Source organism: Mycoplasma imitans ATCC 51306, from assembly GCF_000518305.1.
Classification (GTDB): Bacteria; Bacillota_I; Bacilli_A; order Mycoplasmatales; family Mycoplasmoidaceae; genus Mycoplasmoides; species Mycoplasmoides imitans.
In genome coordinates this window covers 1-17,220 of sequence record NZ_JADI01000016.1, presented here as the reverse complement: position 1 = coordinate 17,220, position 17,220 = coordinate 1, and the positions used below count along the sequence as shown (strand labels likewise).

Below are 17,220 nucleotides of genomic sequence, written 5' to 3'. Positions count from 1 at the left end.
TCCGACACTTAACATCCATCGTTTACAGTGTGGACTACTAGGGTATCTAATCCTATTTGCTCCCCACACTTTCAAGCCTAAGCGTCAGTATTGGCCCAAGTCCTCGCCTTCGCCTCTGGTGTTCTTCCATATATCTACGCATTTCACCGCTCCACATGGAGTTCCAGGACTCTCTACCAAACTCTAGACTAGAAGTTTCCAATGCATACAATCGTTAAGCAATTGCTTTTAACACCAGACTTTCTAATCCGCCTGCGCTTGTTTTACGCCCAATAAATCCGGATAACGCTTGCAACCTATGTATTACCGCGACTGCTGGCACATAGTTAGTCGTTACTTATTCAAATGGTACAGTCAAATTAGTAGCTTTCCACTCTACTAACTGTTCTTCCCAAATAAAAGAACTTTACAATCTAAAAAGACCTTCATCGTTCACGCGGCATTGCTCCATCAGACTTTCGTCCATTGTGAAAAATTCCCTACTGCTGCCTCCCGTAGGAGTATGGGCCGTGTCTCAGTCCCATTGTGGTTATTCTACCTCTCAGCATAACTACACGTCATCGCCTTGGTGGGCCATTACCCTCACCAACTAGCTGATATGCCGCACCCTCATCTTATAGCGAAGCAGTTGCTTCTTTAAAGTTATTCTCATGCGATAGGTAACTTGTTATGCGGTATTAGCTAATCTTTCGACTAGTTATCCCCCACTATAAGGCAGATTGGATACGTGTTACTCACCCGTTCGCCTCTAATGTATTGCTACATCCGATCGACTTGCATGTATTAGGCATGCCGCCAGCGTTAATCCTGAGCCAGGATCAAACTCTCAGAAAATGACAGATTCTATTCAGTTTTCAAGAAGCATTTGGTGTTATCACCATTTTTTAATATTTTTAGGTTGATTAGAATAATCTACTGATAATTTAATCAACGTTTTGTGGTGATAACCTCAAATATAATAACACAAAAAAATTAATTTGAAAAAAAAATTTATTTCAATAATTCTTTTAATTGATTTTTTGGCATAAAGCCGTTTGTTGTATTAGTTATCTTTCCATCTACAAAAAAGATAACAGTTGGAATTGATCTAATTTCGTATTTAGCTGATAATTCATTTGCCTTATCAACATCTACCTTAACAAAGGTTCAATCAGTTTTTTCTTGAGAAACTTCTTCAAAGATCGGTCCTAATAGTTTACAAGGCGGACATCAGTCAGCATAAAAATCAACAACGACTTTTTTGTTGCTACTTAATAATTGATCTAATTCAGCTATATTATTTATGTATTTCATTCTTATTATTAATAAACAGATTTGTATATCTACTTATAATAATAATTTAAAAGCTAAATTATTGTTGAATCTCGAATTGTTTCATCTTTTTCAGATTCTAAATTTCTAGTGTACTTACACTTAGGGAAATTTGAACAACCTAAAAAGACGCTATCTTTGTTTCGACCTTTTTTTCTTGAAACTCTACGAACAAGTTTAGCGTGACATAGTTCGCACTCCACACCTTCTTCATAGATAATCTCTTTTGGTTTTTTTTCTGTTTTTTCAATAAACTTACATTTAGGGAAATTTGAACAACCTACAAACGGACCGTAACGACCTTCACGTTTAACTAAAGGTGAACTACAGTTAGGACAAGATTTACCTTCAATGTATTCTACTTTTTTAACGATATTGGTTTTAGCTTCGTTTAGAACTTCAGAGAAATCGTTCCAAAAAGCTTTAAGATAACTAACATCATCAACAGATCCTAGAGCGATCTCATCTAATGTTGTTTCCATGTTTTTGGTAAATTCTTTATTAATAATTGTTGGAAAATTTTTATCTAGTTCAGACGCTAATTTTTCACCTAAATCGGTTGTCTTATAATACCGACCATTCATTAGTTCGGCATAGTTACGCTTAAGTACAATATCTAAAATTGTTGAATAAGTACTTGGTCGACCAATCCCTTCAGTTTCAAGAGCCTCAATTAAAGTTGCTTGGGTAAATCTTGCTGGTGGCTTGGTTTGGTGTTCGTTGATTAATACATCTTTAGCATCAAACTCTTTACCGATAACAAAATGGTTTAGATCTAATTTTCTTAGATGATCTTTATCATCATAGTGCGTATAGATCTTTTTGTAACCATCAAATTTTAAGCTATTATTAACGGCGTAAAACTTGTTGTTATTGTTGATAAAACGAATGTTAACAAGTTCATAAACAGCAGCTGCCATATAGTGCGCTACAGTTCTTGTTCAGATTAATTTGTATAAACTATACTGATCACTACTAATTTTGTTTTTAACAGATTCTGGAGTGATTGTAATATCAATTGGATGAATTGCCTCGTGGGCATCTTGCACCTTAGCTTTTTGTTTTTTAGTAGATTTAGATTCGCTATTTAGTTGAGAATCACTTGCTAAATATTGCTCACCATATGTTTTTTGAACAAAATCTAAAACGGTCTTACCATACTCTGGACTAAGACGAGTGCTATCAGTTCTTGGATAAGAAATTAATGCGATTTGTTCGTCATCAATATTAACCCCTTCATATAGCTCTTGGGCTACTGAAGTAATCTTCATTGATCTTCACTTTAATTTGTTGATCGCATCTTGTTGTAAAGTTGATGTTTTATAAACATCTTTTGGATAAGAACTTTTTAACTTGGGCTTATCAATCGCATAAACACGATATTTGTCAGTTAAATGTTGTTTAACAATTTCCGCGTCTTCATTTGAATTAAAATCGATCCCACTTACTTCTTCAAGTTCTTTGAATGACAACTTGCTCTTAATTTTTTCATCGACTTTACGAAGCATTAATTCAGTGCCATCAGTTAGCACCACATCTAGTGTTCATCAATATCTTGGAACAAACTTGTTGATTAATTCTTCACGTTCAGTAATAAACTTTAATGCGATTGATTGTACTCTACCAGCAGAATCAGCATTGATCTTAGATTTCATTAAACTTGATAATTTAAAACCAATTAAACGATCAAGTCTTCTTCTTGTAACTTGCGAACTTACTCAATCTTTTTGAATTTCTCTTGGATTAGCAATCGCATTTTTTACGGCCTTTTCACTAATCTCATTAAAGATAATTCTTTTGCACTTATCAACATCAACACCCTTCTCTTTCAGTACTTCATAAACATGTCAAGAGATTGCCTCACCTTCACGGTCAGGGTCGGTTGCTAAATAGATTTCATCAGCTTTATTAGCCTTATCAACTAATTCATCGATGATATCTTTTTTGTTCTTTGTAAATTTTTTAGGCGTTTTAGTTTTTTTAGCTGCACTAAAACCTTTAGTTGTTTTTTTATCCTGAATGATCTCTCACTTAGGAATAAAATCTTCGGTATTAAACCCTAATGTGTATTTGGGTAAATCGCGAATATGACCAACTGTTGCTACAATCTCATAGTCATCACTTAAATACTTCTTGATAGTCTTAACCTTGTTTGGTGACTCGATCACTAAAATTTTTGAGCTATGATTCGTCATGGATTATCCTTAATATTATTGTTACTATCGCTTTAATTATTTTAATCTTAAAAACAATTAAGCAACTAATTACCTTCATTTATATATATGCATATATAAACCTATGTAAGTTTTTGTTAAAAGGTTGAAAATTATTTAGTAAAACTTCTGATCTTTTCAAGCATCTCTTGCTTTTGTTGATCTGATAGCTTATAAAAATAAGAACCAGATACAAAGCCTGATACTAAACCTTTAAGTTCGCAAGCTTTTTCTAATGTAATACCACCATCGATTTCAATCTGAAGGTTAGGATTAAATTTAATTAGTTTAGCAATATTGCGATAAACTAATGGGTCGAATGCTTGTCCACCAGCACCTGGTTCAACTGACATTAAAGTTACATAATCAACCAACTTAATCTGTTCTAAATATTCATTAACGTCAGTGCTAAATTTGAAAGCCAAACCAGCTTTTTTATTGTGCGTTTTAATATAGGCTAAATACTTATTGATGATCTGCTTATTATTAGCAAGCGGCTCAACATGAAAGCTAATTTGATCACATTTAGTCTTAGCATAGACTAAAATGTGATTAGCAATCTTATTTACCATTAGATGAACATTAATTTGATAACCTAAATCTTTTAAACTATCAACATAGCGTTCATCAAACGCCTTGTTGTTGACAAACTCATCCATCACATCATAATGGATCTTATTAAGGCCTAATTGCTTGTAACTTGCTAGTTTATTTTGATCATAATCATTAAGCAATGGCAAGATTGAAAACAATAGATCGCTCATTATGCTTTAAGTAATTTGAACATTCTTTGTTTGTAGTCTTCAACACCAGGTTGATTGTAAGGGTCGTGTCCTAATAGTAGTGCTGATACTGAAGTTGCTACGCATAATCAGAAGTAAAGATAACCAAAACCATAAGCATCGTTTTGTTTTACATCAATCTCAATAATTGGAACACCTGCTGAAGCATGAGCTTGCTTGGTTGCTTCACATGCAACATAATTCAGCTTGTTTACAGATTTCTTACTTAAGTAATCTAGTTGATCATCATTACCAAACTGAGAATCTTTTAATTTTAGTTTATTAGTATTAGCTTTTTCAAATGAGAATACAGTTTCAAAGAAGATCTTCTTACCATCTTGATAAAGTTGTCCCATTGAGTGTAAATCGGTTGTAAACACAGAGTATGTTGGGAATAATGAGTTAAGCGATTTACCTTCACTTTCACCAAATAGTTGTCGGTGTTGTAACATTAAGTATTCGTGTTGTTCTTCATAGGTTACTGCAATCTCTACATCTTTTTTCATTTCGGTGTAAAGATAATGTCTAAGTGCTGCGTAAGTGTAAGCAGAGTTTTTCTTTAATTCGCTTGAAGCAAATAGATCAGCCTTAGCCTGTTTTGCTCCTAGAATTAATTGCTTATAATCAGCTCCTACTAATCCTGCAATTAATAATCCGCTTGGCGTGATCGTTGAAAATCTTCCTCCAATGTCTGAATAAATTGGCAACATTTCATATTTATTTTTAACTGCAATATCGTGTAACACACCTTTTTTAGGATCAGTAATTGCTACAATGCGTTTTTGTGCTTGATCACCGTATTGTTTATATAAAGCTTCTCTGAATAATTTAAATCCAACTGAAGGTTCAAGAGTTGTTCCTGATTTTGAAATCACCACAACACCTCAGTTTTTATCCTTAACATCTTCAAATACCTTTAAAAATGCATTTTCACTTAAACTGCGAATGAAATGAATCTTGCGTTTTTGTTCACTAGGTAAATATGCAACCACATCTAAAATTGCCTTAATTCCTGTAAACGATCCACCAATCCCAATTACAACAACATCTGAAACATTTAGTTTATCTCATTCAGCAATCTTAGCATCAATAGTTTTGTAAATCTTAGTTTGGTCTTGATAAACGTAATCAATCCAACCTAACATATTAGCGCTTGGCGTCTTTTTATTTTTTAATTGATTAAAGATTTCATCTAGTTTAGATTGGTACTTTTTATCTAATTTTTTATAGTCTAAATCTTTAATAAGGTTGAAGGTTAATTTAATCATAATAGCTACCTGTAGTTCTTTTCATTTATTTTAAATTAAGGACTTTATCAAACTTAAATATATTTCATAGATTAATGAATTAATCTCTTTTTTTACATAACAATCGATACTATTCTCAAGATGCAAACAGTCGTTAAATTTACATTTAGTTTGGTATTGAGCAAACTCAATTAACCCTCAACTAAGTTGTTCTTTAGTTAAGTTTAGATCAAAGATGGAAAACCCAGGAGAATCCACAATATAACCATTTAAAAACTTGTAAAGTTTGGTTGCTGTTGTTGTGTTTTTTCCTCGTTTTAATTTAGTTGATATTTCTTGAGTTCAGATATCAAGTGAGCTATCCAATCTTTTAATCAAGGTTGATTTACCAACACCACTGTGACCACAAAAAATCGTCACTTTATTCGATAAAATCTTTTTTAATCGATCAAAATGATTTGGCTCGTTCAATTTGAAAACTTGATAGCTCATTTGTTCAAGTGCATTAACGATCTGATCAAACTCTTTTTGATCATAATCTAGATCTAACTTAGAAAAAGCAATTAGTGGTTTGAATCGTAAATGTGATTCAAAATAAACCATAAACTTGAACAATTGTTTTAAGTTTAATTGCGGATCTTTAATCGAAAAAACTAAAACAACATGATCAAGATTTGCTACCTTTGGACGCTGCAAATAATTCTTACGATCAACCAACTTAACGACTTCATTTTGATCGTTGAGTTCTAATAAATCGTTTGGTGCTAAATTGATCTTTTGATGTTTTCATTTCCCTGGTGCGTGAAGTTTTTTAAATTCATTATTAACTTCACAAAAAAGATCGTTGGCATTAATACTTAGAATTCTTGCAATCATTATTTTTTAGGTAAACCCGCAAAATTAAAGATAACCAGCCCTACTGTTAATAACAAAATAACAATTACTAAAGCCGTAATTGTTCAAAACATTCAGTACTTAAAAATCATCGGCTCTTTATCAACCGCAATTTCAGTTGGCATGAATTGACGATCTTTTTGTAACACTCGTTTCTCAAGCGGTTTAATCAACTCTTGTTCTTTATCAACACGATCAAGGTCAGCTAAAATCTCTTCGCAAGATTGATAACGATACTTACGATCTTCTTTTTTTGATGCCATGCACCTAAACACAATATTTTCAACTGAATTTGGTACATCAAACCCCATCGCTTTCATCAACGGTACGTCAAACTTATTAGGTAAATTAATAATGTCTTGTGGTCGCTCTAATTTCTTATCATCAACCTTTTTATTAAAAGGTTTTTGACCTGTCAGCATCTCGAATAAGATCACACCAAATGAATAAAAATCATATTGCACTGTTGGCGCTTTTCAACGCATTAATGGTGTATTTGTTTTGGGATTAATAACAGGTTTATTATTTTCGTCTAAAACAGGTTCTTTTAATAACGCATCTGGACACATATACTCGTGTGTTCCGTATAATGCTTTTTCATTTGTTAAAACTTTAAGCACTGCATCTGTGCTAATTGAAGTCGAAATCCCAAAGTCAATAATTTTTAGTTCGCGATAATCTTTTGACAGCATCAAATTTTCGGGTTTTAAATCCCGATGAATAATCTTGTGCGAATAGTTATGTAGTTTTTGAATCCCTTCGACCATCTTACGAAAATAGTACAAAGCTTCTTTAACTGATAGATTACCTTTGCTAATGATGTGGTTACGTAGTGTTGTTCCTTGAACATACTCCATTACGATCACAACAATATCTTTAATTCGAATTAAACGGTTGTTTCTTTCAAACAAAAGATCATTATCAGCAGTATCATAAGTAGTAATCAGATTCGGATGGCTAATTCGTGAAGAGGTAATTAACTCTTGACGTAATTTAGCTCATTTATCGTCATTGTCTTTTTCGTTTCTTTTAATGATTTTAACAACCACAACACTCTTTTTAGAATCGTTCAGTTTCTTCTGATCTGCCATGATGTTTCTAGCAGTATAGATAACTGAATCCATTCCTCCTGTGGTTAGTTTATTCATAATGACATACTGATTGAACAGTTTGTCATTAACCATTAAATAACCTTCAGCACTTGATTTGTTTTTCTTGTTATTGTTTGCTTGGTTGCTATTAGCCATTAATAACCTCGGTTAGTTTAACCACAACAACACTTAAGTTATCATTAGACATTGCGTTCATCCCGTTTTGCACTAGATTATCAGCCACTTTTTGCATATCATTAGTGATACTTAACAAATTATGGAACTGTTCTGGCATAACAAAGTTATAAAACCCATCAGATGATAATAAAAGGTATTCATCACTTTTATTAATGTAGTCAAATGAAGTGTCAAACTCGACCTTTTGCGTATCTCTAGATACGATATTAGTTAATGCTAATAGTTCTTTTTCATTAGCTTTGAACGTAACTGCAGAAGCATTAATCTTCTTTAAGTAATTATATAGGTTGTGATCGTTAGTGATCTGACTAACACTTTTATCTTTGCCAATTAAATAAGCGCGAGAGTCACCTACTCAGAAAGTGTAGATCTTTTCATTAGCAATGATTGACAACACAATCGTAGTTGCCATTTGTTTTAATGAAGCATTGTCATGTTCTTTTTGGAACTGTTTATCGTGATTTTCAATATATTTAGCAATCTGCTTCTTGCATTTAAGTAAGACCTTTTTAAACCAATCTTCCATCTTTTCATCACTAAGTGAATTGAAGTTGGTTGATAAAAACTGATCACGAATCAGATCGCGGGTAAGATTGCTTGCAATCGCACCACCTTTGTATCCACCTAGACCATCACAAACCAACGCGATGATATTGTGATATTGATTAGTACCTACAAATACAGCATCCTGATTTTCTTCACGAACGATTCCTACGTGAGTTGAGCTTGCATATAATTTTTTCATTATTGTTGACTATACTTACGAATTAAATTTTTAATGTGTTTGACCGTTTTATCTAGATCATTATTAATGATCGTATGATCATAATGATCCTTATGAGCATATTCTTGAATTGCTTGTTCTAAGCGGTGTTTAATTGTTTCTTCGGTTTCAGTTCCGCGTTTTTTTAAACGCGCAATCAACTCTTCTCTAGAAGGTGGAGTCACAAAGATACTTAATGTGCGAAAATCCCTTTTTAGTACTTGCATTACTCCTTGGTATTCAATCTCTAAGATCAGATTTTGATTCTTATTAAGAATCTGTTCAACAAATGAAAGCGGTGTTCCGTAATAGTTATTAACATAACTTGCATATTCTAATAGCTCGTTATTATCAATCATTTTTTGAAACTCTTCTTTAGTTTTAAAAAAATAATGAACCCCTTCGATTTCAGCTTCTCTTTTTTTTCTAGTAGTAGCTGAAATTGATACGTTTAGTTTTAATTGGTCATCAGCCAAAAGCCTACTAACTATCGTTCCTTTACCAACTCCACTTGGACCTGATATTAAGATAATTAAACCCTGCTTATTACTCATAATAGATATATACTACCGATAATGGTAGTCGTTATTATTAATTTTACTTTTTAATATTTTAATATTTATATTTGATAAGAACATTAATAAAATGAAAAGTAAACTAAAACCAACTAGTGATTGATTAGTAACTGATGACAATCCCAAGATGCGCGAAGTGTGCAAAGAAGTAAAGTTCCCTTTAAGTCAAGAAGTGCTTGAAACAATCGATAAGATGTTAGCTTATGTTGATGAAAGTTTTGATGATAATGCTGATAAGTATGACATCCGCCCAGGAATCGGGATTGCGGCTAACCAATTAGGTTTAAATCAGAGAATGTTTTACATTCATTTTACCGATTTTTGCGAAAAAGAACACCGATATCTACTTATTAATCCAGAATGAGTTGATAAAAGTATCAATAAAGCTTATTTAAGTATTGGCGAGGGTTGTTTATCAGTTCCCAAAGATAAGGATGGTTATGTAATTCGCTCTGAAAAGGTTAAGTTAAAAGGGTTTGACTATTTAACTCAAAAAGAAGTCGAAATCAGCGCACACGGTTTATTAGCAATGTGTTTGCAACACGAAATGGATCATTTAGAAGGTAAGTTCTATTATGATTCAATCAATATGATGAAACCTTTTCATAAGAAAGATGAGTGGGTTTGCATCGAACAAAGACCTTGTGATGAATGTAAGTAATTATGTATAGAAAAAGGATTAACGATAATGTTAATCCTTTTTTTGTTTTATTAGTTATATATTATTTAAAGATATCACCTTTGTAGAAGTTGTATGACATGAATGGTCATTTATCATTTAATGGAACTCATTCGCCATTTACAATACGTCCTGATTTAGGTAGTACTAAAGCGATTACTACGAATACCATTGAAATTATTACATAAACCACAAATGCGGTGATGGTAGCTGGGTTTATTGAACCAGCATAACTCTTATTTGCAAATGAAGGTGATTGAACAATTACAGATAATAGGATGTCTGATACAGTATATAGCATGTAACCTACACCTCAGATAACACCGGATTGTGTACCCACTTTAGAAGGTGAAGCTCCTTTGAATTCGTGAGGAATTAATAAGAACACACCTTGTAGACCTCATAAGAATATTCCTGCTAAAAATGAAGCAATGATTTCACCGATTGCTAGACCTATATTTTTGTTTGCACCAACAAAACCTAATACGAAGGCAACAACAACAAAGAACATACCTAATGAGTATTGCGTCATCAAGAATCGACTTCGATCATATCTTGTCTTACCAAAAGGAGCTATCACAAATAGACCAGCTACTAGACCTAATACGAACGCAATCTTAGATGTATTACCTACTCAGAATAATTTTCCGCCTTCATTATATGGAGATGTACCAACCACAGAATTAGAATATGTATCAGTTAGGATTCAAACTGCGGCTACTGATCACGCACCATACATTAGACACATTTTGATCACATTCTTGTTCTTGAGCGTAGACACGATTGTGACCTCGGGCTCCATCTTTGTATGTTTTTCTTTTGGTAGAACTGTTTCTTTACCAAAAATGAAGTATAGGATGAATGTTGCAAAAATAATTAAAATGAAAGCAGCACAAACAATGTATCAGCTCTTAGCGGCTTCCATTTTAATAGTCGTACTATATGTAAATAGACCTAATGAGAAAGCTGCACCAATGTTAAATCCGAATGGGTTAATAACACTTAGTGTTGTCTTTGTTTTCATTGTAGAAAATTTTGCAATAACAGGTTGAGTGTAACTAATTAAAGCAGTTCCACCAACAGATAATAAAGTTCTAAAGATAATGAATAAGCTGTAACCTAAAGCTGTTAATTTAGTTAAGCTTCCACCGCTAATAAGGTCACCTTGTTTTTCATAAAAGATTTGACTGTTTGATAAAACAAGTGCGTTATTACCACCAAATGGATATGCAACAACGATGAACGGGAATGACAATGCCATTAATCCCATCATTGTTAGAACTGTTTTTCTGTGACCTAGTCTACCAATGAATCAACCAGCAAGAAATGAACCAATACCACGGAAGAAAGTAATTGTTCAGTTAGTTGCTGCTGTGGCAATAGAACCAGGATTCTTGAAGAAGAACGACTGAGACCAACCAGCTCATGTAAGGTTAGTGTCAGCATTCGGATTGTAGCTAAAGTTACCAGCAACTTGGTCGATTAAAAACCAGTTAACAACAAACAAGAAATACCCAAATAAAATAATTATCCAAGTAATAAATAATTCTTTATCAGTTAGTTTGCTAATCTTTTCAAGTTTCTGCTCACGCGTCAATCCTGATTTTAAACTAAGTTTCATATTTAAATTTTAATCATTAAATTAGCTTTCTAATCAAGTCTTGCTTACGACGTAATTAGTTAATAAAAGCGTTTCGAATTTTAACCTATTTCTTTTTATATATATAAATATAATATTGCGAAAACAATTCTATACTTATAAATATAAACAATAATTAATCAAAACGATTTAAATCTAAGCGCTTAATATTTTAATGGTCAGTATTCCTTAACATAGAAATATTAAACTTATATATTTTATCATTTATAAAATATATTGTTAATTTTCTTAAAAAACATTAAGCTATTTTTATTAATAAAAATCTAAATTTTATTTAATCTAGTCATTCATGAATAAATTTATCGTAGTAGGAGCAGGACATGCTGGCTTAGAAGCAGCATTTATTCTTTCAAAGCTGAATAATAAGGTTTACCTTTGTGTTTTAGATAAAAAATACGTGGGTAACTGTCCATGTAATCCTTCTGTAGGTGGACCTGCTAAAGGAATTGTTACAAGAGAGATTGATGCTCTTGGCGGAATTCAAGCACTAGCAGCAGATAGCACAGCACTTCAAAGAAAAATTTTGAACTCATCTAAAGGACCAGGAGTTCAATGTTTAAGATTTCAAATTGATAAGGTTCATTACAAAAGATGGTTCTTGAAACAAATTGAAAAAAATAAAAATATTGAACTGGTAGAGGGTGAAGTAACCGAAGTAATTAGAGAGGGTGATACAGCCAAGGGAGTCATAGTTGACGGTGCAAAAAAAATCGAAGCTGATGCTGTTGTAATTACTACTGGAACTTATTTAAAATCATTAACATTTAGCGGTAAAAACGTTAAAAACGAAGGTCCAGAAGGTTTCAAAAATTCTAATAATTTATCTGAATGATTTAAGAAAATTGGTTTCGAAATGGTAAGGTTAAAAACCGGCACACCACCACGCATTAAAAAGGATTCAATTAATTATTCAAACTTGCAATTAGAACCAGGCAATGGAACAGAATTATATTTTTCTCATTGATCAAAAAATAAATACATAGATTACGAGTTGCCTTGTTATTTAATTCATACAACTGACGAAATTCACAAGATAATTAACGATAATTTACACTTATCAGCTATGTATTCTGGGAATATTACTGGTGTGGGGCCTAGATATTGTCCAAGTATTGAAGATAAAATTGTTAGATTTTCGAATAAGCCAAGACATCAGATTTTCATTGAGCCCGAATCTTTAGAACTTGACACAGTATATCTAAGTGGTTTTTCAACTTCTTTAGATGCATCTGTACAAGATAAAATTATTCATCTTTTACCTGGATTAGAGAATGCTGAAGTTATTAAGTATGGATATGCTATTGAATACGATGCATTAAACCCTACACAACTATATCCATCTTTAGAATCTAAATTGGTAAAAAATCTCTTTTTTGCCGGACAAATTAACGGAACCAGCGGTTACGAAGAGGCTGCAGGACAAGGGCTTATAGCTGGTATAAATGCTAATCAAAAGATCAAAAATAAAGAACCGTTAATCTTATCTAGAGATGAAGCATATATCGGTGTAATGATTGATGATATAGTTACAAAAGGTATTACTGATCCTTATCGTTTATTAACATCTCGAGCAGAATATAGATTACTCCTAAGAAATGATAACGCTTTGGACAGATTGATTAAAAAAGGTTACGAAATAGGTACTATTTCTAAAGAACAGCTTGATTTGTATAATGAAAATCAAAATAAAAAACAAAAATTAATCGAGTTTTTAAACGAGAAAAAAGTTGGTATGTTCGCAGAACTAAGAGCACAAACTAACAATACAAATTTTTCACTTTATGAATTTTTAAAACGTCCAGAAATTAAATTAGTTGATCTGTTAAATTTAATTAAATTTGATTACAGAGATTTTGATTTTGAGTTATTAAAAAATATCGAAATTACCGTAAAATATGAAGGTTATATTAAAAAAGAAAACAGAATTGTTAACTCTTTAAAAAACTTGGAAACAATTAAAATTCCGCAAGATATTGCTTATGATAAAGTGCAAAATTTATCAATTGAAGCAATTGACAAATTGAATAAAATTAAGCCTCTTAATTTAGCACAAGCTCAACGCATTAGTGGAATTAACTTATCTGATATTATTTCTTTGAAAACTCACTTAGAACAAAATGCTTAATATCTTAAAAAATTCTTTAGACAAATATCAAATTTCATTAACCGAAAAACAAGTTCAAGAAATTACTTTGTTTTTAGAAGAAATTTATGTAAATAATCAATTATTTAATTTGACTGGTTATAAAACCAGAGAGTTGATTGCAGAGATGTTGGGAGTTAAAAGCATTTTAATTGCTAGAAGCTTAAATGAGTTTTTTAATAATCAATCTCTAAGTGTTATCGATCTTGGAACTGGTGCTGGAATTCCTGGTTTAATAATGAAGATTCTTTATCAAAATCTTGACGTTTGTCTATTGGATTCAAATGCAAAGAAAATTAGTTTTATTAAAGAAACTATTAAAAAGTTAAATTTAACTAGGGTTGAGGGGATAAATTCAAGAGTTGAAGATAAAGCGTTTTTAGATAAAAACAAAGAACGTTTTGATTTTGTGTTTTCTCAAGCTGTGTCAAAAATTGCTGTATTAAACGAACTTGGCACCCAACTATTAAAACTAAACGGAAAGATAATTCATTTCAAATCAAAAGGCTATCAACAAGAAATTGATTTTGCAAATAAATACTTAAATGAATTAGGCTTGGGTTTCAATAATCGTTACGAATATCAATTTAATGACTATTTTTTAGTTAATGTTTTTTATAATAAAAAAGCTAGAGCTTCGAACAAATATCCTAGAGAATGAAGCAAAATTAAAAAAGAACTCATTGATGATGCAAAATACTAGGTTTATTACAGTAACTTCTACAATCAAACATTCTGCTAAAACTTCCACTGCGATAGGTTTAGTGATTTCATTAGTTACCGAAGGTTATAAAGTTCTATATTTAGGATTTGATAACAAATATAACGCCTTGCCTAGTTTTGATGATGATGCAGAACTAGCTAAGGACTACATTTTAGAAAAGATTATTCTAGAAAGAGCAATCAGGCATTTTTATTCTTTTTATCCATTCGATATGCTTAATATTGATGCTGATTTGGTTAAGTTATTTAAGAATGCAACCGATAAGCAACAAGCTAGGATCGTTAACAAACTTTTCAAAGATATTAAATCAGAACGTTATCACTATGTAGTAATCGATCTGAATTATAAAGACAAACCAGTTCATAACACGATTATCAAGTTAAGCGATCATTGCTTCTACACAATCAACGTTAAGCGTTATGAAGAAGAGAAAAACCATCTTGATATCAATTCATTTTTAACAGTAGTTCCCAAAAAAGAACATATCAAACTATTACCAATTCAATTTAATCGTTTCATGGTTGATCACCATAAGTTTATAGAAAACCTAAAATACATTTACGGTGATTTTGTTTTTGATTATCAAATCGACAGTTCGCGAGCAATGCGTAACAGAATTGATCATGCTTACAACTTTACTAGAGTAGATAAATTGTGCAAACCAATTAAAAAATACATTTTAGATAGCAAATAAATAAAAATTAGATTCGGTTATCGAATCTAATTTTTTATTCGGATTTAGCTTAGGTTTCAACTATTTCTTTAGCTTTTTGTTCTGGTTTTTTTATAGGTGTAGCAGATGGTTTTTTAACTGGAGCTGGTTTCTTCTCTTGTTTAGCTTCAGTTTCGTTGATCTTGATCTCATCTTTCTTATTAACCAAGTCAGTTTGTAATTCCACCCAAATCTTATTTGCTTTTATAAGAATGCTAAAGTAAGCAAACAAGCCAATGAACGGAAAATACCCACCAATTCTTAGCATTTTATTTGAGCGAGTAAAAGTGTCTTCATAAAATTCTTCTAGCTCTTTATTTTTTCTAAACGCAAGATTAGTAAAGATCACTTTAACTAAAAATAAGATGACGTTAATCGTACATAACAAAATAATCGCAATAATAAAGAATAACTTTTGATTCTTAACTACTTCTTCGGTTACTGTGCTTTTTTTAAAATCTAACATTTTTTGTTGGTACTGAACCAAAGCAATCACCACGGCAAATATTAAAATTACGTTCAAGATAATTCAAATTAAAGAATAAGATAGTAAAAACTTTGTTCTTCTTCTTAAGTTCTTAATTTTTCTTGAAGCTATATCAAATTTTGTATCATTAATTCCCATATGGAAAGTTGTGCATATTTATTATTAAACAGATAGTTTAATCTGTTTTTTATTAAGTTTAACACTAACTAGTTTACCCAGAATTTGCACATCAACAATATATTCATTATTATCAATGATTTTAGAAATCTGACCACTTAAACCTGAGTAGTCACCAGAGTTGATATCAACCATATGACCAACCTTGAACTCGATAGAGTTTTCTACTTGTTCTTTTTCGGTTGCTATATCACCATATTTATCAGCTGAATCAGACTTTTTCTTATGAAAGATCGTTTTAGATCCATTCTCATCAATAATTAATTCACCTCGTTCGTTGAATAAATTACGATCCATTTCTATGATTGCATTAGGCGTTACCACAATGCGGTAATTTGGATCAAATGATTCCCCGTTTAATAGATCTAATTCTTCTGAAGAAGAGATCGGAATTGGTTTAGCACCCTTACCAGATGAACCTACAATCCCAGTAATGTTAACAGTGTTTCTTACTGCAAATCAAGCTGCTTCATTCATCTCCATCTTGATGTAGATATAACCCGGGTATTTGTTCGTATCGGTAATCTTATATTTCTTATAAACACCATTATCAATCGTAACTCACTTAATGTAAGTGCTATTACGCATTGTTGCTGGGATATTATGGGTCGGATTATTGCTATCAAAGATAGTTTCTTCTACACTTCTAAATTTAATTACTTTACAGTCTAAGATTTGATCTTCAAAATTAAGCGCACTAATCTTAGCTTTTAAATTCTTAATAACAGAATCTTCGTTTCCATTAGTCGTTGTCGCAATGTATCATTGCGCAGTTGATTTCTTACTCATATTTTATATATCTTGCTCAATTATTTTAAAATGCCGATTGCATTAAAGATTTGGTCAATCCCAAATAGTAACACTGTTAAAAAAGCCACAATCGCAATTACGATTAAAAAGTTGGTAATCAACATTTTAGGGGTACATCAAGAGATACGTCTTGATTCTTTTTCCATCCCAAATCATCAACGTTTCAAGCGCAGACCAACACTACCCTTGCTATTTTTCTCTTTTAAACGTTGCTCGCGGTATTCTTGCTCTTCTCTTTCTTCTTTAAGCTTCTTTTCTTCTAAAGCTTGTTCTTTAATTTTTTGTTGTTCTTTTTTAATGTTATCGTCTTGATAACTTTCAAGAATTACCTTAGGATTTTTTCTTAGATTAATATTTTTATTCTTGTTATCCATAATCTTACCCTATTAATTAGTGCGATTCTTTGTGTACGGTTTTTTGATTACAACTAGAACAATATTTATTAAGAACTAATCTTGTTGTTTCAAGTTTAGATCTTGTCGTTGTGTAATTACGATTCAAGCATTGTTCGCAAATCAAAATAATCTTTTTACGCATTATGGCAGATATTAAAAAAATGCTTTTATAAAAAGCACTTATCATTATTATATATCAATTAATTATATTGTTCGTTGATATTATTTTAAATCAATTTTTGAATATATGCTTTTCATTAGGGAACGAAGCTAATTTTGTGTAATCTGGATTTTTTCGAACTTCTAGTTTTTCTTAAGTAAGTTCGGAAATACATCCATTAACTCTTCATATATTCTAT

At 31.7% G+C, this 17,220-nt stretch carries 17 protein-coding genes and 1 rRNA gene; 4 read left to right on the top strand and 14 right to left on the bottom strand.

From position 1 onward, the window contains the following. From P690_RS0102280 to gmk, 9 genes are all read right to left on the bottom strand, one after another. Nucleotides 1-834, bottom strand: a 16S ribosomal RNA gene (locus P690_RS0102280); the annotation flags it as partial. A 156-nt stretch (nt 835-990) separates the two neighbouring features. Continuing rightward, nucleotides 991-1,293, bottom strand: coding sequence for a thioredoxin (gene trxA, locus P690_RS0102275; protein WP_027122173.1), 303 nt, complete (start codon nt 1,291-1,293; stop codon nt 991-993). A 53-nt stretch (nt 1,294-1,346) separates the two neighbouring features. Further along, the gene (gene topA / locus P690_RS0102270; RefSeq protein WP_027122172.1) at nt 1,347-3,506 is read right to left on the bottom strand and encodes a type I DNA topoisomerase; all 2,160 of its coding nucleotides are present in this window, start codon (nt 3,504-3,506) and stop codon (nt 1,347-1,349) included. Between the two features lie 131 nt (nt 3,507-3,637). After that, entirely contained in the window at nt 3,638-4,288 is a 651-nt protein-coding gene (locus P690_RS0102265) for a ribulose-phosphate 3-epimerase (RefSeq protein ID WP_027122171.1), read from the bottom strand. Further along, on the bottom strand, nt 4,288-5,574 hold the full coding sequence (locus P690_RS0102260; RefSeq protein ID WP_027122170.1) for a glucose-6-phosphate isomerase: 1,287 nt from the start codon (nt 5,572-5,574) through the stop codon (nt 4,288-4,290). The genes P690_RS0102265 and P690_RS0102260 overlap by 1 nt, the downstream gene beginning before the upstream one ends. A gap of 30 nt (nt 5,575-5,604) precedes the next feature. Beyond that, nucleotides 5,605-6,429: a ribosome small subunit-dependent GTPase A gene (rsgA, locus tag P690_RS0102255; protein ID WP_027122169.1), complete on the bottom strand. Its 825-nt coding sequence runs from the start codon at nt 6,427-6,429 to the stop codon at nt 5,605-5,607. Next, nucleotides 6,429-7,694 carry a serine/threonine protein kinase gene (locus P690_RS0102250; protein ID WP_027122168.1) on the bottom strand — a complete coding sequence of 422 codons (1,266 nt, stop codon included), beginning with the start codon at nt 7,692-7,694 and terminating at the stop codon, nt 6,429-6,431. The genes rsgA and P690_RS0102250 overlap by 1 nt, the downstream gene beginning before the upstream one ends. Then, nucleotides 7,687-8,481, bottom strand: a complete 795-nt coding sequence (locus P690_RS0102245; protein WP_027122167.1) for a PP2C family serine/threonine-protein phosphatase — start codon at nt 8,479-8,481, stop codon at nt 7,687-7,689. Before P690_RS0102245 ends, P690_RS0102250 begins: the two co-directional genes overlap by 8 nt. Further along, entirely contained in the window at nt 8,481-9,053 is a 573-nt protein-coding gene (gene gmk / locus P690_RS0102240; protein WP_036459560.1) for a guanylate kinase, read from the bottom strand. The genes P690_RS0102245 and gmk overlap by 1 nt, the downstream gene beginning before the upstream one ends. 91 nt (nt 9,054-9,144) lie before the next feature. Here gmk and def point away from each other — a divergent pair, with 91 nt between their 5' ends. Beyond that, complete coding sequence (gene def / locus P690_RS0102235; protein ID WP_027122165.1) at nt 9,145-9,735, top strand: peptide deformylase; 591 nt, start codon at nt 9,145-9,147, stop codon at nt 9,733-9,735. A gap of 61 nt (nt 9,736-9,796) precedes the next feature. Here def and P690_RS0102230 read toward each other — a convergent pair whose 3' ends face one another. Further along, the gene (locus P690_RS0102230) at nt 9,797-11,374 is read right to left on the bottom strand and encodes an MFS transporter (protein ID WP_027122164.1); all 1,578 of its coding nucleotides are present in this window, start codon (nt 11,372-11,374) and stop codon (nt 9,797-9,799) included. 328 nt (nt 11,375-11,702) lie between these two features. Between P690_RS0102230 and mnmG the strand changes: the two genes are divergently transcribed. From mnmG to P690_RS0102215, 3 genes are read left to right on the top strand one after another with little or no spacing between them, the layout of a single operon-like run. After that, the gene (gene mnmG, locus P690_RS0102225; RefSeq protein WP_027122163.1) at nt 11,703-13,538 is read left to right on the top strand and encodes a tRNA uridine-5-carboxymethylaminomethyl(34) synthesis enzyme MnmG; all 1,836 of its coding nucleotides are present in this window, start codon (nt 11,703-11,705) and stop codon (nt 13,536-13,538) included. Beyond that, a complete protein-coding gene (gene rsmG / locus P690_RS0102220) occupies nt 13,531-14,259 on the top strand; it encodes a 16S rRNA (guanine(527)-N(7))-methyltransferase RsmG (protein WP_027122162.1) in 729 nt (242 codons plus the stop codon). The genes mnmG and rsmG overlap by 8 nt, the downstream gene beginning before the upstream one ends. Then, nucleotides 14,246-14,974 (top strand): AAA family ATPase, encoded by a 729-nt coding sequence (locus tag P690_RS0102215; RefSeq protein ID WP_245576670.1) that lies wholly within the window; start codon nt 14,246-14,248, stop codon nt 14,972-14,974. The genes rsmG and P690_RS0102215 overlap by 14 nt, the downstream gene beginning before the upstream one ends. A 49-nt stretch (nt 14,975-15,023) precedes the next feature. Here P690_RS0102215 and P690_RS03995 read toward each other — a convergent pair whose 3' ends face one another. The 4 genes from P690_RS03995 to rpmG are packed head-to-tail and all read right to left on the bottom strand — an operon-like array spanning nt 15,024 to nt 17,003. Then, on the bottom strand, nt 15,024-15,617 hold the full coding sequence (locus tag P690_RS03995) for a hypothetical protein (protein ID WP_084318526.1): 594 nt from the start codon (nt 15,615-15,617) through the stop codon (nt 15,024-15,026). A 24-nt stretch (nt 15,618-15,641) separates the two neighbouring features. Then, complete coding sequence (gene nusG, locus P690_RS0102205; RefSeq protein ID WP_027122160.1) at nt 15,642-16,445, bottom strand: transcription termination/antitermination protein NusG; 804 nt, start codon at nt 16,443-16,445, stop codon at nt 15,642-15,644. Between the two features lie 20 nt (nt 16,446-16,465). Then, on the bottom strand, nt 16,466-16,840 hold the full coding sequence (secE, locus tag P690_RS0102200) for a preprotein translocase subunit SecE (protein ID WP_027122159.1): 375 nt from the start codon (nt 16,838-16,840) through the stop codon (nt 16,466-16,468). A gap of 16 nt (nt 16,841-16,856) precedes the next feature. Beyond that, complete coding sequence (gene rpmG, locus P690_RS04265) at nt 16,857-17,003, bottom strand: 50S ribosomal protein L33 (protein WP_084318523.1); 147 nt, start codon at nt 17,001-17,003, stop codon at nt 16,857-16,859. Between the last annotated feature and the right edge of the window lie 217 nt (nt 17,004-17,220).